This is a genomic window from Ruegeria sp. AD9 (genome assembly GCF_056542305.1).
In genome coordinates this window covers 258,570-279,995 of record NZ_JBQFZP010000006.1, presented here as the reverse complement: position 1 = coordinate 279,995, position 21,426 = coordinate 258,570, and the positions used below count along the sequence as shown (strand labels likewise).

The window sequence follows — 21,426 nt, the reverse complement described above, 5'->3', positions numbered from 1 at the left end:
ATGAAGGCACTGGAAATCAACCATCTGAATGTCTGGTTTGGTCACGCGCACGACCGGGTCGATGCGGTGAAAGACGCAAACCTTGAAGTCGCGCAGGGCGAGAGTTTTGGCCTTGTGGGCGAAAGCGGTTCCGGCAAGTCGACAATTCTGAGGGCAATTACCGGGCTTGCACCGCAATGGTCGGGCACAATCCGCGTAGAAGGTCAGGCTATATCCGGGTCCCGGCGGGATCGGTCATTCTTTCGGACCGTCCAGATGGTGTTTCAGGACCCCTACGCGTCTTTGCATCCACGGCACACTGTTGATCAGGTTCTCAGTGAAACAATTCATCTGCATGGGTTTGGAGATATCGATAAACGCGTGAGCGATTTGCTCAACGATGTCGGACTTGGGCGAAGATTCCGGTTTCGGTATCCACACCAGCTTTCCGGTGGTCAACGACAACGCGTGGCAATCGCAAGGGCCTTGGCAGGTGAGCCGGACATTTTGCTTTTGGACGAACCCACGTCGGCTTTGGATGTCAGCGTTCAGGCCGAGGTGCTCAACCTGCTGACTGACCTGCGCAAACAGCGCGGATTGACCTATCTGATGGTATCTCATGATCTTCCGGTTATCGCACATATGTGCGAACAATTGGCAGTTATGAGAAATGGTGAAATAGTTGAGGTCATGTCCTCGGAAACTCTGCGTTTGGGGAACCCAAGCCACGAGTATTCCAAGCAATTGTTGACCGCATCTGTTGCCCCAAACCAGTAGCGACTTCGTTAGAAGCGGGATTTATCCTTCGTATGATCAGTTCGGGTGACGCACGACAGCGGCCTTTAGCATTTCCTGTGTGAACGCATCCTGTGATTAATAAGGACCGTGTTGGCGGTACAGCGATCGAGATATTGGAAAAGGCTACAAATTGTGCAACCGTGAAGTATGCAAGGAATGCAATATAAATTCTGGCAACGAGGTCACTGATGAAAAGCAAGGTGCAATACTTGGCGATAGCGTTTGCGTTACTGATCGCACCGCCTATTTCAGCCCAGCAATCTGACTGGTCTTTTGCGGGGACCGCTTACCTGTTCATGGCCGAAACGGATATTTCCCTTAGAACACCAAGTGGAACAATCGACGGCACGTTGAGTTTTTCAGACGCTCTCGAAAACTTGGATTTTGCGTTTATGGGCGGCATTTCCGCGTCTAACGGGCGCTGGTTGTTGCTTGCTGACTATAACTACACCGATTTGGCGTTCAGTAATTCAACTCCCGGCCCGGCGTTTTCGAGTTTGGACACCTTCGCCACCACGCAATTTCTCAGCGGCTATGTCGGATACCATGTTTATGAGACACCCGCGATCAGCGTGGCCCTTGCCGGTGGGTTCAGGTGGTTCAGCACGGAAACCACATTCCGATTGCAACCGGGGGTCGTCGCCGGGCGAAGTGTGACGATCGACGACAACTGGACTGATCCGGTCGTCGCTGCCCGCGCACGAGTTCGGATTTCTGACAAATGGTCAGGGACCGGATTTGTGGATTACGGTGGATTTCGAAGCGGTAGCGAAACCTGGCAAGTTCTGCTGACCGCGGATTATGAAATCAATGACAGATGGCTGATCCGGGGCGGCTACCGCTATATCTCCTTTGATCATGAGATCAACGGCAATGATTTCAGGTTTGACCAGTCAGGCCCGTTGCTGGGGGCAACATACAGGTTCTGAAAACGACGTCGGGCGCATCCTTTGATACTAACCTGTTACGTGTTGCGGGTTGGACGATGACTTGGGGAAACGGATGGCGCTCGGATGGTGCCTGGCCATTGCGGATCGTGTTGACCAATTCTATGGGCCTGTCACGGAATTGTGCCGACCCTTTTACTTGGTGTTTTGCCAAAATGGCGTGACATCATGGCATCAAAACCAACTCCGCAATTTCGCGCTGCAGCGGTGCGTGTAGCATTGCCGTTCGAATGTCAAAAAAGTGTTCGACAGAGGTGTTCCGTTGGCACCTGCGTGGAATAACCCCGTCAAATTAGTTGCCCAATAAGTGCGCGAGTTTTACCCGATCAACTTTGGATCTGTGGCGCTTGTCCATTGGCATCTTCCTCACGTGGGTCACTTTGGCAATGCCAAGCTCCTTCGCCAGCCTGGTCCAGTTTGACAACTGATGCGCGTCACCTTCAATGCATAAAGTGGAACTTCCATTTAGGCTCATGAGCGCGCAGTGCGTCACGCTCGGCCATTGCCGGGCAGCTATTTCGATGGCGAAAGGAAAAGTGCGGCCAGCTGAGGTTGCCACATCGCTCGCTACTCTACCCCACAACCACAAACGACCTAGATCATCCAACCGCCCTGCGTCGCCGGTTCGATGCCAGATCGTAGTGTCGTCCTTGATCTTATTTTCCTTGGAGTGTGCGGGATCAAGATAGCCATCATTTACATGATCGCCCGCCACCTGAATTTCATCCTCTTGAATTCGGAGTTTGATTTGCGAAACCGGACACCCAACAAGTAGCCCCTTGCCCGCTGCCATTTCGCGTTGGTCGGTTTCGGAGATGTCACGCGCATCAAGATGCGCAATCGGTTCAGCTTCGGTTGACCCGTAGACGCAGATCACCTCCAGGTCGAAATGGGCAAGAAGCCTTTCGACCAGGTCAGGGAACACCGGACCGCCGCCAGTGAAAACTGTGTGTAGGGAACCGATATCTGTACACTGTGTCAGTTTTTCGCATAATGACGGAGGGATCAGAAGCCGGGTAACATGTTGCTTCGATATCCAATCCGCCAACTGTTCGGGAGAAAGCCGCTCCAGTTTGCTCATCTTCCAGTTCGGCAGAACAGTCGTGCGCCCGGCCGCAAGGTTTATCAGGGTGAACACCGGGAACGCTACCAGATCCCGCTCTGCTTCATTACTGTCAAGAAGCGGTGCGATGGCATCATGTTGTGCCATCAGAAACGCATGGCTGCGGGGGATGGCCTTTGGCTGACCTGTTGTCCCGGACGTAAAGGAAATGAGCGCCGTGTCACTGTCTTTTACAACAGCTTTCCTCAGGTCGCCCTTGGCATTGCCAGGTAGCAAAAGCCGCATCTTAATAAGTTCGGGCACAACAAACCCGAGCGGCGCAAAGAAACCCGATGCGCAAAAGGCCTTGGGTCGGGTCGCTCTCGCTGCATGACGCAGCCCAGCGAGTCCCATAGCTGGTTCAGGCAAAACCACCGTTGCCCCCAATGACCACAAGGCCGCAAGACTAGCGTATAAATCAGCATTGACCGGCATCGCCAACAAAACGCGATCGCCATGGCCAAGCCCCTTACGTCCCCACTTTCCGGCCAATTGCTGCGCGCGTAACTGCAACTCTCGAAAGGTGACCTCGCGACCGTTGCTCTCTACGATGGCCGTTCGGTCTGGGAATCGGTCGACGGCAACGGCAAAATGATCCAACAGATTAATCATCCAGGCGCAACCCGAACAGGTTATACCGCCGGAATACCTTAGCCCCTTCGACAACGCTGCGGTCGGCGGATTTGTTATCATCATGTATCAGCGCGTGGATGGCTGTTTTAAAACCAAGATTTAGCGCCGATCTATGGAAATGACTGGCCAAATGACGACCTGCGCCGCGCTCAAGGCTTGCATACGTCTTTAAGACGGCCGCAGTTGGATTTGGGCCTTCTGCATAGTTAGGGATCCCAAACAGGAAACCTGCCAACGAGCCGTCCGGACGGCGAGCAAAGAAGATAAGCTCGCGCGTCAGAAGCGGAATGACGGGCATGTACATTGCAAGAAAATCACTCTCAGAAATAGGTTTATAGAATGCGTTTTTGGAAAAAGCCTCAACTGACAGTTGGTACACTTGCCGGAACAATCCTTCAGGGTTGGTTCCGTCCCAGGGTTCGACATCAAACGCGTCGGTTGCAGAAAGAGGCGACCTGGACGTTTGTACCAAAGACACGCGCGCCGAGAAATACTTGCTGATGGTCGCAAATCCTGCCGCCCGAAACACATCGGGCTCATGTGGCTTGTTCGTCGGCTCCATTAAAAAAGGCGCTGAACCGTCGCTGTCGGATACGAACCGATAGCTATGCCATGTGTCACCAGACATCGGCCCAATGATCCGATCAATCCCAGCCCGCCGGACACGCGCAACCGCCGTTTTCAAAGCCTCCAAACCGGCCTCTGGGGTCTGGCACGAAAAGTCGCCGATTGTTGCAGCGGGAACATCGTCCCAATCGGGGCCTTGCAGATAAACAGACAGTTTGGCGCCATCAGTCTGAATGGTTTCTTTCGTCATGATACAACTCCTGAGACCATCCCACCGCCAACGGCCCCTGCTATGGACCAGAAATAATAGGCAAGCGGTGGAAACAGTGCCAACAGCGTGAGCCTGAAAACACGATTCTTTTGGAGCAAATGTGGAAGCAATAGGGGCACAATCGCCATTGTTGAGAGTGATACAAGTGCGAGTGCAGTCAGGGGTTCGGCCCAATTCGATTGGTCAGAATTCAGGGAAACCACCCAGGACCGGATGAAGAACAGGAGGGCGGCAGCAAACGGTATCGCAATTGGCGCGGGGCGCAACGCCACTGCAATGAGCCCCATGGCCAACCCCATCGCACTCAGCCCAAAAAAGGATATCGCATCCCATCCCGCTGCATTCCCCGCCGCAAGCCAACCGAAGCCCAACAGGCCCAGGGCGGCAACAACATCCAGATCGGGGTACTTACTGTCACACGGAGAGGCGGTGCGCGCCCAGCCGTGCGCGGCGAGAACCATGATCGGCAGCACTGTATTCTGGAGTTTCGCAGCTGCCAGTAACAGAAAGACCGCAACAACATAGACGCGGGTCGTATGTTTGGTCAGGCCCAGTTTGGTTCCCACGACACCGAAACTGGCAAGGGAGGCAAGAAACAAAACGGCCAACAACGCCAGCTCTGCCAAAGAGCTATGGTAGTGACTTTTCAGAAAAATCAGCAAACCAAGCGGCAGGAACAGGTTGTCAAACCCTCGCCAGCTTTGCGCCTCGACCAATGTGCCAAAGGCTGCAACCATAAGGCACAGCATCATGATGTTCGAGGGAGGGAGTTTCGACAAGAACAGGAAACAGATGATCGCAACCAATAGCGTTATGACAAAAAACACCACTGACCCTTCCAAACTCTTGTCGCCATCTTCGACCACGTAACGTTTGGTCCCGTAAGTGGTCCCGGCCAGCGCAGCTGCGGCATCAGCCAGTGTCAAAACAGCGATTGGAAGCAGGTAGTACAGAGCGTTTTCCCCGGCCAGCAAAAAGCAAAACCCAACGGACAAAGCCAAAAGGAAATCTCCGTATGAGGTGCGCTCGACGCTGTGTAGGGCCGCGCCTAAACCTTTCGAGAACCGGGGAAGTCTCAGGATCAGCATGACGAACAACGTTATTCCGATCAGCATGTAAACCGGCCAACGATCCGGAAACACCCAAGGTAGAACCAGGGTAAAGAGCCCAGTTCCAACATGCATCAGCTTGCGTTGTACTTCAGCGTTCAAGCCGACCTTTTGCGCCAACCGTCGGACAACTGCCATCAATCCCAACAGGACCAGAACAGACGTCAAGGCCAGCAGAATCTGTGCCGGAACACTCACACAAGCACCTCTTCCACGACAAAGTCCGAGTAGAAAAAGGCCATGTCGCGTGCCTTCAGTCGATCCTCGATCGCGTGACGTGTTTCTATTTTTCCCTTATGTACGACGGGCACGCGGCGGGGCGCCATCATGTTCCAATACACAAGGCGGGCCTTGGGCGCGGCAGCGGACAGGATAGACACGTAAACCTGTTCAAACACTTCGGGTGACATATATTCGAAGATATCCGACAGGTTGAAACCATTGGCCTTTTCGCCAGTCGAGACGAAGGCCTCCAACGACCCCGGACGGATATCCAGGCGGTCCAGGCGGGCGCGGATCGTATCAAAATGCTCGGGTCTCCAGGCCATTGGGAGCGCGTCGCCATGCGTTCCCTTCAGAATCCAGTGCAAATATGAATTTCGCGATGGGTCGTTATCAACACCTGCGTGGCGAATTCGACGAGCTACATGCTGGGCGGGGCTGCCCTCGACGTGATCAAAGAATGCCTTGTCGCGACCCATGCGCCCCATCACAAAACGCGAGAAGAACACATTCAGCAGCAGCCGCCATCTGAAGGTATCAAAGCGCGTGTCAAAGAAAACTTCGCGCGCTTCGGGTGTTCGGGGCGTAAAGACATCATCAATCGTGCGTCGGGAATGAACAAGCGGCAAAAGCCGGGTGCGGAAGATGCGAAAATACCGCTCAAACTTGCCGACCCCGCCTATCCCGTGGTGCTCGACATCCGGGACAAGACCGGTCCAAAAGGCACGTGTTTCAGGGTCGGTTTCCCGCAGGGCCTGCGATAGCAATGCAGCGCGCCTGTTGCTGGCGCGTGACCCGGTCAGTTCCAGAAACTCGGGGTGTGTCAAGTTCCGGAAGGCGCCGATCCGTAGCTTCAGGCAGGCGATCTGTGCCGGTGACAGATCAACTACCACAACTTTCGACGGGTTCAGCGTTAGCATAGCCAGTGCATTATCCCCGGCCGAACATATGGAAACCAGCGTGCCCCCAGCGCAATCGCCCAGCGCCTCGGTCAGAACGTCTGCGTCTTCCCATAGCTGCGCGTACCGGATGTGACCGAAATCTGCTTTGCCTTCGATTTCACTATACCCCATCGCACCGTTCCACTTTGCCACTTGCTCCGTCGACCGACAGGGTTTCACCATCCTTGATCCATTGCGTGGCGCCCTTCAGACCCACTACACAGGGAATGCCCAACTCGCGCGCCACGATGGCAGAATGCGACAATAGTGATCCCCGCTCTACTACAATGGCCGATGCATTCGAGAATACCGCAATCCAGCCCGGATCAGTGTGGCGCGCCACAAGGATATCGCCGGACTGTAGCGCCTCGGTCCGCGGGTCGTGGATCACCCGAGCCTGCGCGATCACTTGCCCGGCTGAACACCCGGTGCCAGTTTTTATTCGCTCGGGCGTGCTGTTGACCTCGACGACATCAGCCCAGATCGGAGCGATAGCAGGACCTCGGATTTCTATACGTTCGGGCGGGTCCGCGCGTTGGGATGCAGCTGCATCTTCGCTTTGACGCTGCGAGACTATGGCCTTCAGATCAGGCGACAAGCTGAACCCTTCGACGGCGCCCAGGACTTCACATGTCGTCAGATGAAAGACGTCGCGGGGATTTGTAAGCAGCCCCCTTGCAGCAAACTCTCGTCCAATGCCCAGAAAAACACGTCGGGCGTGGCCGAATATCCGGGTGCGTTCAAAGCGCAGATTCTCTCGATCGCGTACCCGGGCCTTGGCCCATCCTACGATCCATTTGGAAATGTGGCGTTTCAACGGATTGGCTGGAAACAGGGATTTCCAGTCCGGTTCTGTGCTGATGTGCCGCTTACCCTCGGGGCGGGTGGCACTGGCGGCAATGGCCATCAGCAGACTGGTGGGATCATCGCGCAGTGGAATACTCTCCAGCTTCAGTTCCTCAGTACATCTATCCCCGAATTTATTCAGATAAGACTGAACCTCGGCCCAAATCTGAGGATAAGATGCAAGGGTTTCCAACTGGCATTCCACGCTCAGCTGTTCCGCGATCCCGGCTTCGCGGACCAAGTGAGCTATGCGGGCAATGCGCTGCGCCGGTTCGGCTGAGACGATATCACCCTGGCCAATCATAACATCGTTATGCAGCATCAGCCCGTCTTCACCCAACCACTTGTACAGCAGGTTACGCGATGCGCCAAAGGCGATCATGCACAAGAAATCATTTATGAGCGGCGCGTCCCAGCGATCCAGCAGGGTACTTTCGATATGACGATACTCGGCGGCCAGTTCGGTCGCATTCGCAGCTTCTATGTCCAGATCACGATCCAGAATTTCGTTCAGCCTGGCATAGAAGTTGCGCCGGGTGCGGGGCAAGCGCACGGCCTGCCAGATCAAACTGCCCGCAACCGCAACCAGCTTGGTGTATTCCAATATCTTGCGCACGCCTTTCGCTGGAGCAGGTCCAATCCCATCAGTGATTTCGCGCGGCATGGGTTCTGACACGCCCATCATAGTTTCCATGTAGTCTCGGTTCAGCGAGAACCCCGGCAGAAGCGCCAGCGCACGGTACCAGTTGACCAGATTGTAATAGACACGCCCATCAATGCGCCCAAGCAAGTTGTCGAAGATGGCCGAGTTTTGCGTGACCGTTCTATCGGACACGCCCAGAAGCTGCACAAAGGCGCGATAGACCCGAGAGTAGACATGCAGGGCAAAGGAATAGGTTAGCGGGCTGACAATGCCCGGATAGCTTTCGACAATGTTCGAGTTGTCAAAGATGGTTAGCGTTTTATCCGGTATCGCCACTGGTCGCAGCTCGGTCGTAATTGGCCGTGCCTGAAGAATGTGCAACCCATCCGTATCGAATGCCCATTCGATGTCTTGTGGGACACCAAAAGCCTCTTCCGCTTTGCGAGCCAACTTTGCGATCTGAAGCGCTTGATCCCATGTCAAAACCTGGGGCGTGTCTTGCGCGCATTCAGGCTGTCCGGCCTTTTCGATGGTCCAGTCCTCGCCATCGACCTCACCTGCCACCAGCGCATCACCCAAACCGTTCACTGCGGATACAACTACAGTGTTTCGTCGACCGGTTACCGGGTCGGCGGAGAAAGCAACACCGGCGGTCGTCGCATCAATCATGCGCTGTACGATGATCGCAGGGGCTTCTGCCTCTCCCCCGGATTTGACCGTACGATAGGTGGTGATTGTATCCGCAAACCCTGATTGCCAAACCTGTTTTGCGGCCTGCAACACCTTGCTTGCAGTGACGTTCAGGACAGTATCGAACTGCCCGGCATGGCTGTGTTCGAGACCATCTTCGGCCCGACCGGAACTGCGCACCGCAAAAGGTCCCGGACCCAGCGTATCCAGTGCGGCAACAAGCTCGTTACTAAGCCCACGTGCCGCGATTGGTCCTGTCTTACCGGTGCGGAAAGCGGAATCGGTGATGACAAAAAACGCAGGTGGATTAAATCCGTGGCGGGAGAGGTTTGAAAGCGCCGCGGCTTTACCTCCGACCACTGTCGGGTCAGTTGCATCGGAATGATTGACGATAAAGGTCATCCAGAGACTCCAACCAGAAACGGTAAAAAGCCCGCTGTGACATAACAGAAGAACACCCAAAGTCCCGCGACTGTGTCCATCCTGCATTGTGCCTTTGGCATTGGCGCAATCACATAGCTGCGTACCGCAAGACAACAGGGCACAAACGCGACGGCCCCAAACACAACCGTTAGCATTCCGACGCCGGTCGCAAACCCAGTACCCACCAACAACAGAAAAGACAGTGCAACACTGCACAGCCAAACAATAGCGGCAAAGCGATACCCCCAAAGGCCCGAATAGGTATCTACCCCGTCAATTTCGTTTTCGGGCGCCCAAAGCTTGCGCCCAATTTCAAGAACGCAACCATTCACGAAAGACAATGCCAGAAACAACCATAGCTTCGATGCCGCACCACCGGCTGGAAGCCATTCTATACTGGTGAGCAGCAAATCGATCAGCGGCATAATCGCCATGTGGCTGCACAGATAGAGAACCGGTCGCGCCTTTAGCCAGACCGGCACCCCGAACTCGGCCGTCATTGCCGCCAGCCATACCCAAACCACAAAAAGGCACAACAGAACCGGGGGGTACCACAACCATGCAGCAGCGGCAGTCGCCGGCAATGTCAGTAAACCAAGCACAAGCACCTCAGCCTGTGACACCAGCCCCCTTGGAATGGGGCGCTCGGGTCGGTAGCGACGGTCGTCCTCGGCATCCTTGAATTCGTCGCAAACGCGCATCTGAAAAAACAGCATTATTGCCAGGATGAAGCCGATCGCAAAGGCGGGCAATTCGGGCAAGGGGCGATCAGCAAGTCGAGCCGAGACACAGATGCTTGCCGCAGAAAACACCAGCAAAAGCGGAACGGTCTTCTTTAGCGGAAAGCGTTCGGATTGATAGATCCACAATCGAGCCAGCAAAGTCATCGTTGGCGGGCCAGACTCTCATGGGCTCGCGTGAAATGCCCCGCAGCGATTGCGGCGACAATCGATATCTCTCCGCACAGGCAAATCGCAGCAGCGACTTCTGCCAGCGCTGTGCCGTGACCAGCGCCCTTCAATCCAAGAATGTTCAGTGCCGCAGCCTGGCTGGGCAAGCCAGTACCACCTCCGACGGAACCGACAAGGATATTTGGAAGCGTCACCGAGCAGAAAAGATCATCTCCTCTGCGTTCCATCCGCGTCACCCCCATCGCACTTTCAGCGACACAGGCAGCGTCTTGCCCGGTTGCGATGTAAAAGGCCGCAAGCCCATTGGCATAGTGGGCCTGGGCCCCAAGCTGACCGGACAGATGTGACCCAAGATTGGCCACCCGACCATAAGCCAGCATTGCATCCACGGTGGTGCCGAGTGTCTTTTCCACGACATCTGCAGGCAAGGTTATCGACGCACTTGCTTTGCGGCCGCGACCCGTCACCAATCCAAGCGCCGAAGCTTTTTTATCGCCCGAAAAATTCCCCTCAATATACCAGTTTCCAATTGGTATTGGGCAACCGCTTTCAATTGCACGGCACAGCGCATCTGTTGCAATGGTTACCATGTTCTGACCTGCCGCATCACCTGTGGTGTAGCGGCAAATCAGAAAGACAATATTCGTGTCTATGAAAGGCTCAAGCGAGACGAGTTTACCATGTCGGGTTGTCGCATCAGCCGCCTTCTGGAGATCGTCGACATTGCTGACCACCCAATCCACGAACTGACCGGCCTGCAAAAGGCTTTCGAACACAAAGGCTGGCGTGCGCAATACACCTTCATACAATACTGCAGTGCTGACGCCTCCAGACCGCCCAGCAGCAAAAGCACCCCGTGCGTAAGAGGCCACAAGCGCTGCCTCCGTTGTCGCAAGAGGCACATAATAATCCCCATTGGCATTCATACCATTCAAGCGCAATGGCCCAACGATGCCAACTGGTACCTTCACAGTTCCAATGAAATTTTCAATATTGGCGCTGTAGGTTTCCGAAGCCTCAACTGTTGCGGGGTCCGCGATCAAGGCTTGATCTGCGTCGCTTGCCACAGGTTTCAACTGGTCCCAGAACCGCGCAACCGTCGCGCTGTTAGCCTTGCGAGAGGGGCGCAAAGGCGAAAAACTTTCGTTGCTTGAGGCCAATTGATGTGGTGTGCGTTCAACGTCATATCGCGCTTTTACACGCCGCAGCATCTCTCGCACGTGAAATGGAATAATCAAAAAGAAGCTCCGATAGACGCTGTTCAAAACGACTGCAGATTGAGTTCTGCACTGGCTGCACACTAACAAGAAAGTAAGCGATATCCAGAGAATATGTCCAAAGGGAAGGTTATCGATGACCCAATCTTGGTTGGTTGATACGCCCTATGGTAGTGCTGCCGCAAAAGATCGTCATTGATAAAAGGGGGCTAATTCAGCCGGGATTAGGGCGCTCAACTAGATACTCAGGGGCTTTGGGCGCCCGATCCCGATCGAACTGACCGGGCGGATATCCCTCAATAACACCACATGGGTGAAGTAATCGTCCCGACCAACGGCATGAAGCTTTGGTTGTGACGCGCGATCGAGGGCAACTGTGATGTGCTCGACATTCTGGCCTAGGTTCGCCGCAATGCGAGAACCGACATATTCAAACTGCGGAAAGGTGATGCCGCCGAAGTATCGGCCTGAACGCGTGGGCTCGGGCTTTTCCATTAATTTGGCAATGCTGCCTGTACTACAGCTGCAGCGGAGAGCAATAATTTCTAAGGGATGTCGACTCTCGTCAGACCGGGTGCAGACTGTCCAGTGTCTGGCAAGTTATTGTTTTTTGCAAACTTAATAGTTTGATTTGATGGCGGAGACGAAGGGATTCGAACCCTCGAGACCCTTCCGGGCCTACTCCCTTAGCAGGGGAGCGCCTTCGACCACTCGGCCACGTCTCCGCCGACGGGTATATCCGTGCAAGCAACGGATATACAAGGTCAATTCCGCAGTGTTTAGTTTTTTTTACAGATCCATCCGAACTCTTTGAAATAGAACGGAATCGCACCGGTTTGCATCCGCCATTGGTATGAATTGGTTCACTTTCTTCCGGACTGATGCAGTTCGCAATGTCTTTAGAATCGCAGGCCTTGCCTGTGGCTTCTGGCCTGGTTTGCGAGAATCTGAGACGTGGCAAGTCTACAGCGGCGTTCAAGTGCTCGGTTGGCTTTGCAATGTGAAATCGGGTCACGATTTTTTTGCGTGATAGCGTTCTGTACGCAGTCTTGAAGCTGGCAACTTATTGAAAAAAAGTAGAAAACAAGTTCCCTTTTTGGAAGTCACGATCCGGTAACGCCGTGATGCGATTCGTTCTGTTGTCGATGAGGAGAACATCATGTCGCAACATACCGTTCCGTCTGAACCATGGCAGAACCCTTATGAAGCCAATCAAAAGGTAGGCCGGGGTCGACGCCGTTTGAGTGTGTTGGAGCGTTCCTCTCAGGAGGTTTTCAAGGATCACAACGGTGAATCGGACCTTTTTGAAGGAACATGGCCCACGAATTTCTCGAAGGGGTTGCGTCATGACGTAAACGGAATTGTCGACGCGCAGGTCTATACCGAGTTTCTGGAAGAAGTGGCTGATCCGACCTGCACCGACAATTTTGGCAATCGGTTGGCGTTGTTCGACATGCCAGCCTATTCCGGGCCCTTCCGCACCGCGCCATCAGAGGGTGGTGAATTTAGGTGGCGTGCGTGGGAAGGGCCAATCCTGGGCCATCGGCTTGGTCTCAACGGATGTGACGCCGGGGGTTTGGGTATTGCCCCCGCGCCCCGGCTTGGCTCGGATGAGCTGGCGGCGGAGATGGCCGAGATCTACGCGATGGCCATTCTGCGGGATGTACCGTTCGAATCCATCAGGGATGGTGCCGGTGATGCGGCCAACGTGGCTGGTGCGCTTGGTCAGTTGGAATGGTTCCGGCGCGATGGCAGCCCTCGGGACGCCGATGGCGCTGAGATTGGAAAGGTTTCGGCGGCGCGGCGGGTTCGGGATGGTGGCGGCCTGACCCCTCAAACCCTGTTTCGTGGTTGCTCGCAGGGCTGTGCGCAGGGGCCGTACCTGTCGCAGTTCCTGGTACAAGGCCACGATCCACTGACAGCAGATCAAGCGCGCCGGCAGAAGCATAAGCTGACGCAGGCAATGGCCGCCGGGCCTGTTCCCTTCGGCGCATTGAGGATCGACCAGAAGATCTTGCCGCAGGCGGCGGGCGTGGACTATCTGCGGGATTGGGCTGAGTGGCTGGACGTTCAGAATGGGGCGGACACGACGGCCGAACAAGCCTTTGATAGCGACGGAACGAAATTCATTGAAACACCGCGCGACCTTGCCTCTTACGTGCATTTTGACAGAATTTATCAGACTTTTTTCAATGCCTGCCTGCTGATGCTTGGACAGGGCACTCCGACAGACGAAGGTCTGCCTGAGGATGGATATGCCGGTGTGCGTGATCCTGGCTCTGCCTGGGGCGGCGCACATGTTTTGTCCCTGCTGACGGAAGCCGGGGCACGGGCCCTGAGGGCCGCGAAACGTCAGACGTTTCAGGTGCACAATCGTGCCCGGCCTGAAAAGCTGGGCAGTGTGACGAGTTTGATGGCAAACGGTCACGGCGCAACTCTTGGCGCGGCCGAGCCTTTTGCCGCGGCTCATCTGAGTAAACTCGAAGCTGCGGCAAGCGAAGGTTTCAGTCTTATGGATGCAATCGCCGCCTCGCCTTCGGTTAAGAGGTTTGCGCATAACGCCATTTCCCATAAGGGCCTGCCGCGAAATGACCGTAACTTACTGCTTCCGGTTGCTTATCCCGAAGGGTCGCCAATGCACCCGTCTTATGGGGCGGCTCATGGTGCCGTTGCCGGGGCGTGCGTCACTGTGCTCAAAGCTTTCTTCAGAACGCACGCTTTGGATGGATCACGGGTGTCTTTGGCCTCGGCCGGTCTGCCTCGGGTCCTTGTGCCAGCTGCGGGGGGTAAGACCCTGATCGGCTCGACCCGACCGGAAGACAGTGCAGACTGCCTGACGCTAAATGGCGAGTTGAACAAGCTCGCTGCGAATATTGCACTTGGGCGCAACCTGGCGGGCGTTCATTTCTACAGCGATTATTTCGACAGTATCCGGATGGGTGAGCGTATCGCGGTCGGCATTCTGGCAGAACATATGGCAAAATCACCGACGTCATCGAAAGTGTCGCTTGAGACTTTTGACGGCGATCATCTCAGCATCTTGGGTAATCGGTCTTCTGGCAGTGAAATCCACGTTGCCAATAGTTCGCCTGAATTGTGGTGGACCCGCCACCTGCCAGAACAGGCAGGTTGGGGCGGATGAAGTTTCAATTTTTTTCGGAGGGAGATTTTTCATGATGCTTCCGTGCCCGTCAACGATGATGATCTCTCGAACCAGGCTGGAACTGCCGTGGCAATTATTGATGGCAGATCAGCCCTGCATTTCAGATACGGATCGGTGTTCGGTGATGGCTGTTTTTCAATCGCCAGGTTGCGCCGATAGGGGGGTGAGTGAAGCTGCCCTGTCGGATTGGAACTCGAGAATTGAAGGGATGTTCGATGGCAATGGAGTGAGCCCGTTCTTGGTCATGGACCCAGACGACATCGTCGATGGTCAGATATCGACGGGGTTCAAATGGTCTGCCAACCCGCGCGAACCCCGGGATTGTCTGGGCGAGGAACTGGCCGCCAGTCTTTCGGATCAGGGATGGGCAAGCCGGGCTGAACTGCACAATGAATTTTTGGAATATGCGCTGATTTTACGTCCCGATTCCGACGGCAAAATGCGGCCGAAGCGCTTTGTCGCCACGACCGAACTGATGGAGTGGTGGAGAACCATGGCAGTGTTCGATCTGAATCACTTCCTTTCGGTCGTCGAAACCGCATCCAGATGTTCATATTCCTGCGAAGAGCTGTTCGAGGTTTCGCGAGCAGATTGGTGCGAGATGGATGTGCCTCAACGCATCGCTCGTTTTCACAAAAGACTGGTGGGAACAGATTTTGCCCATCCACCAGAGCATCCGTTGAATATCGAACATGCTTTGTTCATGATCACAGAGACAAACAGCCTGAGCGACCTGATCGCCACAATGCATCTTTCCTCATTTCCCTATGTTGTCGGCCATGGTGAAAACAGAAGGCCCGCGCGGCTTTGTGAGGTGTTACATTTTGCCAACCGACAGGATCTGTATTGTCGCCATGCGGGATCTGGTTTGGCGGGTGAAGCCCTTGATCTGGCCTTCTCCAAGGGCACGGCGACACCGACAGGGCGCGCGATGGCATTCGTGAATCCTCTGGGGCTTTATTTTCGGGCGTTTCACATTTCCGAACTCTTCGTGGATGCGGTGAATGTGCCGACAGATTGGGTGCGTTATCAGCGCGGTGAAGCTGGAATGCCCATGCGCCTTGAGTTCGGGCCGGGCGACGATGATCCCCGGTTTCTGGACGATATCACCATGGGAACTGGGCCAACCGCACGGCCTGTGTCGGGTTACGCGCTTGCCAGCCTGATCGAAGTTGGCCCCTTGATAACAGTAGCGGCCAAACCACGCGCGATCACAAGGGTCGAATTTGTTGAAGTCCCGCCTGTTGATCCAGGCGACATCGTTTGTGGACTTCCAGAAACCCAAAGATGCAAACAGATCTCTGAATTTGTGGACCGGACCGAAACCGAGGTCATTGGCAACGTAGCGCTAACTCGCCAATTCAGTCACTGACAAAGGTTTCAAACCGGCACGGCTTTGACCACGGGCAAAGGTATTTCCGGCGCCGTCATATCGAATATGGCAATCGGATGCCCGGCAGCGTTGGCCGCCGCTGTCAATACAGCCATCAGCGTCGGGTCGGGGCTTTGCCAGGCATCCACATCGAAAGAGGATGCCGGAGTTGCCGGGCGATCCTTTCGCGCGCCGCGATACAGTCGAAACAAGCGTGCCTGTTCCTCATTCATCGAGTCATCTGTCACGCCGGTGTGGTCAAGCGTCACCATATTGCGCCAGGACACAACCGCTTCGCATGCCGCGTGCCAGACACCTGTCGCCAGATCGGCGGAAAAAGCCGTTCCGTAAGTTGGCCGCCCGCCATCCGCATCGGCGCAGACCGCACGCAGTAGCAAGCCGACCGCCGGAACCACGCGAAGGTGAACGCTCAGATTGCGCAGGTAGGTGTTCAGCCAGCGGGTCAGATCGCGCGGCAGCGCTGTTTCGGGCAACACTTGGTCGAACCCACGTGGTCCAAGCGCGTGTTCCAGACATTCAAGCGCGGCCCATAGCGCAGCGGCCTCATGCGTTGGTCCCGCTGCGGCCCCCTTCGACGTGATCTGCCCGTCGCTGCCCGGCGCACCCAGAGCAAGGGCATCACGTGGCAGAAAATGCGTGGCACCGTCCGATGAAATCAGGCTCTCGCGGGTTTCAGGCGAATCCGCGCTGTATTGCAGCGCATAACGTTCGATCGCTTCGAAACCCGAAAGCCGTGCGGCTTCGTTCCGGTTACGCGCAGTGCCGAAGGACACGCGATGTTTCATTGCGCCAGCGGGTGGCACTGTTCCGTTTCGCAAATTGATCATGCGAAAGGCGGTGTGGATCGGAGCACCTTTGGGAAATTCAGCAAAAGAAGGTCCGGAAATAAGCCCTGCGTTTTCGGCCAGTTCAATCAGCGCGTCGGTCATTTTTGTTTCCGGATAGGTATGTAGCGGGTTATACAAATGGTTGTGGTTGTTAAGAAAGGACTTTTAGTATGGCTCGTTTGACTATTAATCCGAAATACACACTTAAGGATCTTGGGTGTGAAGTTTTGAACGCCGCCCGGAGCAACGCGCTGGGGTCGCCAGAAGATCGCGATGCGGCTGAGCAGAAGATACATGACATCCTTTCGGATGTTGGTAATCCTGCGGTGGAGTTCGTCTATGATTCCAAGGACAGGGTTCACATTGTCATCCCCGATCTGAGCGATAAAGAGCCAGACCCAAATCCCGATCACCAGTCATGGTGCTGCAAGCTGGCCTACGAAGCGATGGGTGGCATTGTCGTTTATGGCTGTGGTTCCTGACCGCAGTGTCTGAACTTGCCTGAGGAGTTTATTTGAGTAAGGCAAAAACCAAGATATTCCTGACCGGTCCGTTTCAGGTGATTTGCGACGACGGCCAGGATGCAACACCACGCGGCACCAAGGCGAAAGCGCTTCTCGCCTTGGTGTTGTTGTCTAAAAATGCTGTTCGCAGCAGGGCCTGGCTGCAAGACAAGCTTTGGAGCAAAAGCTCACCCGCACAGGGTGCGGCATCGTTGCGCAAGGAACTTAGTGTCCTGACCAAGCATCTGGCCGGGTTCGGTCTGGGGTTTCTGGACATCGGGCGCGAGAATGTCTCCATCGACCTGAAAGCGCTTGAAATTGATTTGTTTGATGAACCGCTTCAACCGGATCGCGCCGAGCTTCTGGAAGGGTTGGATGTTGCAGACCCGGAATTTGAAGACTGGTTGGCCGTTGAACGGCAAGCTTATTGGGATGTTGGTTTTGATGAAAACGCGCCCGTTCCGGTTGGCGCGCGCTTTCCATCCCATTGGGGGCGCCAGAGACCAGCAATTGTTGTCGAGCCGTTTGAAGTAATTGGTGACGATAACAACATCAACGTGGCGGCGGCCTCGATCCGGGACGAATTGCTTTTCCTTTTGGGCACGTTGTCGGATGTCATTGAATTGCGCGATGCGCGAAGACAGGAAGGGCCTGTCGACGGTTATATGCTAAGCGGCAGCGTGGTAGGGGCCGAAGGGCTGCGCGTGGCAGCACAATTGACGTCAACTGTGGATCAGGTGTGCCTGTGGACCGAACGTTTCCGGTTTCGGGAAAAGGATACGTTTGACGCCGTTGAAGAAATCGCAATGAAAGTTGTCGAAGCGCTTCAGTTGCGGCTGCGGGATGGTCACTGGTCCGATATCTGGTCAGCACACGCTACATCCACCGAAGTTTGGACGGCATTTCAGAATGGCCGCATTCAGGAAAGCCTTACGACCAAGGACGGCCTGTTTCGTGCCATCCGCCAGTATGAGGTCTGTTTGCGGCGCGATCCGGACTATCTGCCTGCGCGGATCGCTGTCGGATTCTGCCGCCTGGATCTGATCCGGTTGGGCATGGAAGATTCGCCGGAACAAACGCTGGCTCTGGTCGAGGCCGACTGCGCCATCATGCGTGAAAAACACCCGGCGGATCCCTATTGTGCCGCGCTCGAAGCGTTTACCCAAAATGTTGCTGGCCATACTGCCAAGGCTTGCCAGCTGATGCGCAAGGTTCTTGAGCGGTTCCACAGCAGCCCCGAATTGCTGGGCTATTATGGTGTCTTGTTGATGTATGACGACCGGCTTGAGGACGGAATAGCCACGTATCGGCAAGCTCTTGCGTTAACTCCGCACCCGCCGATCTGGATCGAGGCGAACTTGTCAATGACCCTTGCCCTCTCGGAAGACAAGGCAGCATGGCAGCACGCGCATAATGTCTTGCGAGTGGACCCCGGCAGCGTGCGGGCGCGGGTCGTGTTATGCATGTTGTCCGCTGCGGCAGGCAACCAGTCACTGGCACGTCGGCACGCCCGTCGCATCCTGGAATTGCAGCCCGGATTTACGGCCGAGCGCTGGGCCTGGCCCGGCTGTTTCAAAAACAGAAAATACTATGACGAAGGCGCGCGACTGTTGGCCGAAGCTGGTCTTTGATGGCGTTTATTTGTCTTCCAGCACTTTACGGGCGACGCGGAAACACTCCAATGCTTGCGGAACGCCGCAATAAATCCCGACCACGTGGATGATGGCGCGTATTTCTTCTTTGGTGACCCCGTTGGTGATGGCGCCGCGGCAGTGGATTTCCCATTCATGCATCTTTCCCAAAGCGCCGATCATGGACAGGTTCATCATCGACCGCGTTTTTGCGTCGATCACGTCATCCCCCCAGCCAAAACCCCAGCACCAGGCGGTCATGGCTTCCTGAAACGGGCGGGTGAAATCGTCAGCCGCTGCAAGGTTCTTTTCTACATACTCTGCGCCCAGTGTATTCCTCCGTTGTTCCAACCCTTTCAGGAACAGGTCTTCGTCAAATAAGTCAGCCATTGTGGGTCTCCGGTTTGTCAGCGTGTCAGGCGGTGTTTGTATGCAGGATCGTAGTGCGAAATTAACAACTGGTGCATCTGTTTTAACCGGTGTGGCTGGTCCACTATGTCGTTATACCTGCGTGGCTTTAGGCCAGGGCCGGTCGATTTCGCAAGGGTGCCATTCCTTGAGCATCAGCGTGGTTGATCTATCCGCTCAAGGGCAGGGCAAACAGGTTATGTCTGCCAAGGGCGGGTTTCATTCCACGGCCTCGCGCATCCATTGTTGCAACTTGGCGATTGAGTGTTCGGACATCACACCGCAACCCGGATCCAGCACCAGCGGGCCGGGGCGGTAACCGCGAGATCTGAGGCCGCGATGGACGGATTCCACAAGCCGGATGTCTTCTTCGACCGTTGTTTCCCTGTCCTGAACGGCCAGTTGCCGGATCACCGCGCTTTCCGAACCACCTTCAGTGTACCAACCGCGCCAGACGGTGCAGTGATCCGTGTCACTTGCGTGCCAGTGATATGTGTTCAGCACATTGCCCGGGTAGCACTGGAACGAAAACATAGGCCACAGGAACCAAGACTGGTAATCGCCCGCATGAGGCACCGACAGGTCGATAGGGTAAGTCATCTTGTCGAGACTTTGACATTCGGTCGTGTGGCGCAGCACGAAACCGCCGCCTGCATCGGGTTGGATGTCGTAGGTTTCGGGCTTGACGACACCTTCAGCAAAAGTCGGGTGGTTGTTCGGGCAGTGATAGCATTCCGAATAATTCTCGACGCTGACCTTCCAGTTGCAGTGTTCAGGGATCTCGACCCATTCCAGCGGCTCAAGCTCGTCGATATGTGGGACAAATGTACGGATTTCCTGCCGCACTCCGGGATACCAGTCATCCATCGGGGCTGCGTTTTCGTCGAGATTGACGAAGATGAACCCATTGAAGATTTCGGTCCGGACCGCCGTCAGGCAGATTGCACTGCGGTCAAATCCGGGGACGGATTTGATATTTGGGCCCGCGCGCAACTGACCTGACAATTCATAGGTCCACGCGTGGTAAGGGCAGACGACAACGCGGGTGTTTCCTGCGCCCGAGACCATTTCGTGCGCGCGGTGCTGGCAGACGTTATAGAAAGTGCGAATTTCGCCATCGCGTCCGCGAATGCAGAACAGGTTTTGCCCGGCGATCTCAAAAGCAAAGTAATCCCCTGTTTCCCGAACCTGCGCGACATGGCCTGCGAACTGCCATGTTCGGGCCAAAAGCCCCTGTATCTCCTTCTCGAAAATGGCGGGATCCGTATAGTAGCGCGCGTCCAGTGAATGGGTCAGGGGTACATTCATTCGGGTTCCTCCGCATAGATGCCAAGCTGATGGCGGCGACGATGGAAACGTTCGACCCGTTCGACGATCTCGTCGCTGGATACCGCGATCACGAAAGACAGCAGCGTTTCCAGCAGCGCGATGGTCGAAACGGATGATGGGAAAAACTGCGGCGTATCTGCTGCGACGACAAACCCGTGATGGGCGTTCCGGATCACAGGGCTGGCCGGGCTGTCTGAGATACCTATGACAGTCAGGCCCTGCTGACGTGCCAGTTTGACCGCCTCGATCACTTCGGTTCGGTAGGGATGACAGGTGATCGCAATCAGCACGTCCTGTTCATCCGCCCATGCAAGATCGTCTACCGGGGTTGAACCGGGGCGGGGGATTGCATGAAACTGCTTCATCCCGGTCGAAGCCAGATAGGTAAAGTTGCGCGCGTTGGAATTGTTGACGCCCACGCCGAGTGTGAAAATCTGGCGACAATTCCAGATGACTTCGGCAGCAGATTTCAGGCGGTTCGCGTCGATCCCTGCAAATGTTTCCTCGATATTCCGGATCGCGGCGCCGATCATATCGGCATACAGGCCGCCCAATTCACCGGATTTGCCGATGTCCTGAAGCCATCTGGCACGGTCTGGAAACGACACGCGCCCTTTTCGGATCGCGTCGCGAAAGGGTTCGCGAAAATCTTCGTACCCTTCAAACCCCACTTGCCGTGCCATGCGCACGAATGTGTTGGGTTTGACCTTTGCCGCCTCGGCAATTTCGCGCACGGTTGAGACCCCTACATCCGTAGGGTTCTCCAGAACGTAACGCGCGGCTTTCTGCGCCTCAGGGGTCAGGGCGTCCCACTCTTCGGTCAGGCGGTCCAGAACAGTTGATGATACATTTGTGTCATTCATGATTGACGAT

General features: G+C 55.4%; 18 protein-coding genes and 1 tRNA gene. 6 read left to right on the top strand and 13 right to left on the bottom strand.

The annotated features are described in order from the left end of the window. Together ACR0AM_RS11820 and ACR0AM_RS11815 are read left to right on the top strand one after the other, a co-directional pair. A complete protein-coding gene (locus tag ACR0AM_RS11820; RefSeq protein WP_480474890.1) occupies positions 1-756 on the top strand; it encodes an ABC transporter ATP-binding protein in 756 nt (251 codons plus the stop codon). A gap of 209 nt (positions 757-965) precedes the next feature. Continuing rightward, the gene (locus tag ACR0AM_RS11815; RefSeq protein WP_480622999.1) at positions 966-1,706 is read left to right on the top strand and encodes an outer membrane protein; all 741 of its coding nucleotides are present in this window, start codon (positions 966-968) and stop codon (positions 1,704-1,706) included. A gap of 310 nt (positions 1,707-2,016) precedes the next feature. Here the strand turns inward: ACR0AM_RS11815 and ACR0AM_RS11810 are convergent, their stop codons facing one another. The 9 genes from ACR0AM_RS11810 to ACR0AM_RS11770 form a co-directional block, all read right to left on the bottom strand. Then, positions 2,017-3,426, bottom strand: coding sequence for an AMP-binding protein (locus ACR0AM_RS11810; RefSeq protein WP_480622998.1), 1,410 nt, complete (start codon positions 3,424-3,426; stop codon positions 2,017-2,019). Between the two features lie 4 nt (positions 3,427-3,430). Further along, on the bottom strand, positions 3,431-4,276 hold the full coding sequence (locus tag ACR0AM_RS11805; protein WP_480474893.1) for a hypothetical protein: 846 nt from the start codon (positions 4,274-4,276) through the stop codon (positions 3,431-3,433). After that, positions 4,273-5,604, bottom strand: coding sequence for a hypothetical protein (locus ACR0AM_RS11800; RefSeq protein ID WP_480622997.1), 1,332 nt, complete (start codon positions 5,602-5,604; stop codon positions 4,273-4,275). Before ACR0AM_RS11800 ends, ACR0AM_RS11805 begins: the two co-directional genes overlap by 4 nt. Beyond that, positions 5,601-6,722 (bottom strand): BtaA family protein, encoded by a 1,122-nt coding sequence (locus ACR0AM_RS11795; protein ID WP_480622996.1) that lies wholly within the window; start codon positions 6,720-6,722, stop codon positions 5,601-5,603. Before ACR0AM_RS11795 ends, ACR0AM_RS11800 begins: the two co-directional genes overlap by 4 nt. Continuing rightward, on the bottom strand, positions 6,691-9,150 hold the full coding sequence (locus ACR0AM_RS11790) for a PEP/pyruvate-binding domain-containing protein (RefSeq protein ID WP_480622995.1): 2,460 nt from the start codon (positions 9,148-9,150) through the stop codon (positions 6,691-6,693). Before ACR0AM_RS11790 ends, ACR0AM_RS11795 begins: the two co-directional genes overlap by 32 nt. Further along, on the bottom strand, positions 9,147-10,058 hold the full coding sequence (locus ACR0AM_RS11785; protein WP_480622994.1) for a UbiA family prenyltransferase: 912 nt from the start codon (positions 10,056-10,058) through the stop codon (positions 9,147-9,149). The genes ACR0AM_RS11790 and ACR0AM_RS11785 overlap by 4 nt, the downstream gene beginning before the upstream one ends. Then, positions 10,055-11,320 carry a hydroxymethylglutaryl-CoA reductase gene (locus ACR0AM_RS11780; protein ID WP_480622993.1) on the bottom strand — a complete coding sequence of 422 codons (1,266 nt, stop codon included), beginning with the start codon at positions 11,318-11,320 and terminating at the stop codon, positions 10,055-10,057. Before ACR0AM_RS11780 ends, ACR0AM_RS11785 begins: the two co-directional genes overlap by 4 nt. 216 nt (positions 11,321-11,536) lie before the next feature. Beyond that, complete coding sequence (locus ACR0AM_RS11775; protein WP_480474899.1) at positions 11,537-11,794, bottom strand: hypothetical protein; 258 nt, start codon at positions 11,792-11,794, stop codon at positions 11,537-11,539. A gap of 140 nt (positions 11,795-11,934) precedes the next feature. Beyond that, a tRNA-Ser gene (locus ACR0AM_RS11770) sits at positions 11,935-12,024 on the bottom strand. 434 nt (positions 12,025-12,458) lie between these two features. Here ACR0AM_RS11770 and ACR0AM_RS11765 point away from each other — a divergent pair. Beyond that, positions 12,459-14,441, top strand: coding sequence for a phosphatase PAP2 family protein (locus ACR0AM_RS11765; RefSeq protein WP_480622992.1), 1,983 nt, complete (start codon positions 12,459-12,461; stop codon positions 14,439-14,441). A 184-nt stretch (positions 14,442-14,625) separates the two neighbouring features. After that, on the top strand, positions 14,626-15,834 hold the full coding sequence (locus ACR0AM_RS11760; RefSeq protein WP_480622991.1) for a hypothetical protein: 1,209 nt from the start codon (positions 14,626-14,628) through the stop codon (positions 15,832-15,834). An 8-nt stretch (positions 15,835-15,842) separates the two neighbouring features. On the opposite strand, the gene ACR0AM_RS11755 is transcribed toward ACR0AM_RS11760, so the two are convergent. Next, positions 15,843-16,784: a YcaO-like family protein gene (locus ACR0AM_RS11755; RefSeq protein ID WP_480622990.1), complete on the bottom strand. Its 942-nt coding sequence runs from the start codon at positions 16,782-16,784 to the stop codon at positions 15,843-15,845. A 68-nt stretch (positions 16,785-16,852) separates the two neighbouring features. Between ACR0AM_RS11755 and ACR0AM_RS11750 the strand changes: the two genes are divergently transcribed. Together ACR0AM_RS11750 and ACR0AM_RS11745 are read left to right on the top strand one after the other, a co-directional pair. After that, a complete protein-coding gene (locus ACR0AM_RS11750) occupies positions 16,853-17,164 on the top strand; it encodes a hypothetical protein (RefSeq protein ID WP_480622989.1) in 312 nt (103 codons plus the stop codon). A 32-nt stretch (positions 17,165-17,196) separates the two neighbouring features. Continuing rightward, a complete protein-coding gene (locus ACR0AM_RS11745) occupies positions 17,197-18,816 on the top strand; it encodes a hypothetical protein (RefSeq protein ID WP_480474904.1) in 1,620 nt (539 codons plus the stop codon). A gap of 6 nt (positions 18,817-18,822) precedes the next feature. On the opposite strand, the gene ACR0AM_RS11740 is transcribed toward ACR0AM_RS11745, so the two are convergent. The 3 genes from ACR0AM_RS11740 to ACR0AM_RS11730 form a co-directional block, all read right to left on the bottom strand. Further along, positions 18,823-19,206 carry a carboxymuconolactone decarboxylase family protein gene (locus tag ACR0AM_RS11740; protein WP_480622988.1) on the bottom strand — a complete coding sequence of 128 codons (384 nt, stop codon included), beginning with the start codon at positions 19,204-19,206 and terminating at the stop codon, positions 18,823-18,825. A 237-nt stretch (positions 19,207-19,443) separates the two neighbouring features. After that, on the bottom strand, positions 19,444-20,532 hold the full coding sequence (locus tag ACR0AM_RS11735) for an aromatic ring-hydroxylating oxygenase subunit alpha (RefSeq protein ID WP_480622987.1): 1,089 nt from the start codon (positions 20,530-20,532) through the stop codon (positions 19,444-19,446). After that, a complete protein-coding gene (locus ACR0AM_RS11730) occupies positions 20,529-21,416 on the bottom strand; it encodes a MurR/RpiR family transcriptional regulator (RefSeq protein WP_480518298.1) in 888 nt (295 codons plus the stop codon). Before ACR0AM_RS11730 ends, ACR0AM_RS11735 begins: the two co-directional genes overlap by 4 nt. Between the last annotated feature and the right edge of the window lie 10 nt (positions 21,417-21,426).

What these genes read in the sequence shown, in the direction of transcription:
- ACR0AM_RS11790 (WP_480622995.1), bottom strand. Translation starts at nt 9,150, where the DNA reads ATGACCTTTATCGTCAATCATTCCGATGCAACTGACCCGACAGTGGTC.
- ACR0AM_RS11805 (WP_480474893.1), bottom strand. Translation starts at nt 4,276, where the DNA reads ATGACGAAAGAAACCATTCAGACTGATGGCGCCAAACTGTCTGTTTAT.
- ACR0AM_RS11765 (WP_480622992.1), top strand. Translation starts at nt 12,459, where the DNA reads ATGTCGCAACATACCGTTCCGTCTGAACCATGGCAGAACCCTTATGAA.
- ACR0AM_RS11815 (WP_480622999.1), top strand. Translation starts at nt 966, where the DNA reads ATGAAAAGCAAGGTGCAATACTTGGCGATAGCGTTTGCGTTACTGATC.
- ACR0AM_RS11735 (WP_480622987.1), bottom strand. Translation starts at nt 20,532, where the DNA reads ATGAATGTACCCCTGACCCATTCACTGGACGCGCGCTACTATACGGAT.
- ACR0AM_RS11750 (WP_480622989.1), top strand. Translation starts at nt 16,853, where the DNA reads ATGGCTCGTTTGACTATTAATCCGAAATACACACTTAAGGATCTTGGG.
- ACR0AM_RS11820 (WP_480474890.1), top strand. Translation starts at nt 1, where the DNA reads ATGAAGGCACTGGAAATCAACCATCTGAATGTCTGGTTTGGTCACGCG.
- ACR0AM_RS11755 (WP_480622990.1), bottom strand. Translation starts at nt 16,784, where the DNA reads ATGACCGACGCGCTGATTGAACTGGCCGAAAACGCAGGGCTTATTTCC.
- ACR0AM_RS11730 (WP_480518298.1), bottom strand. Translation starts at nt 21,416, where the DNA reads ATGAATGACACAAATGTATCATCAACTGTTCTGGACCGCCTGACCGAA.
- ACR0AM_RS11740 (WP_480622988.1), bottom strand. Translation starts at nt 19,206, where the DNA reads ATGGCTGACTTATTTGACGAAGACCTGTTCCTGAAAGGGTTGGAACAA.
- ACR0AM_RS11775 (WP_480474899.1), bottom strand. Translation starts at nt 11,794, where the DNA reads ATGGAAAAGCCCGAGCCCACGCGTTCAGGCCGATACTTCGGCGGCATC.
- ACR0AM_RS11785 (WP_480622994.1), bottom strand. Translation starts at nt 10,058, where the DNA reads ATGACTTTGCTGGCTCGATTGTGGATCTATCAATCCGAACGCTTTCCG.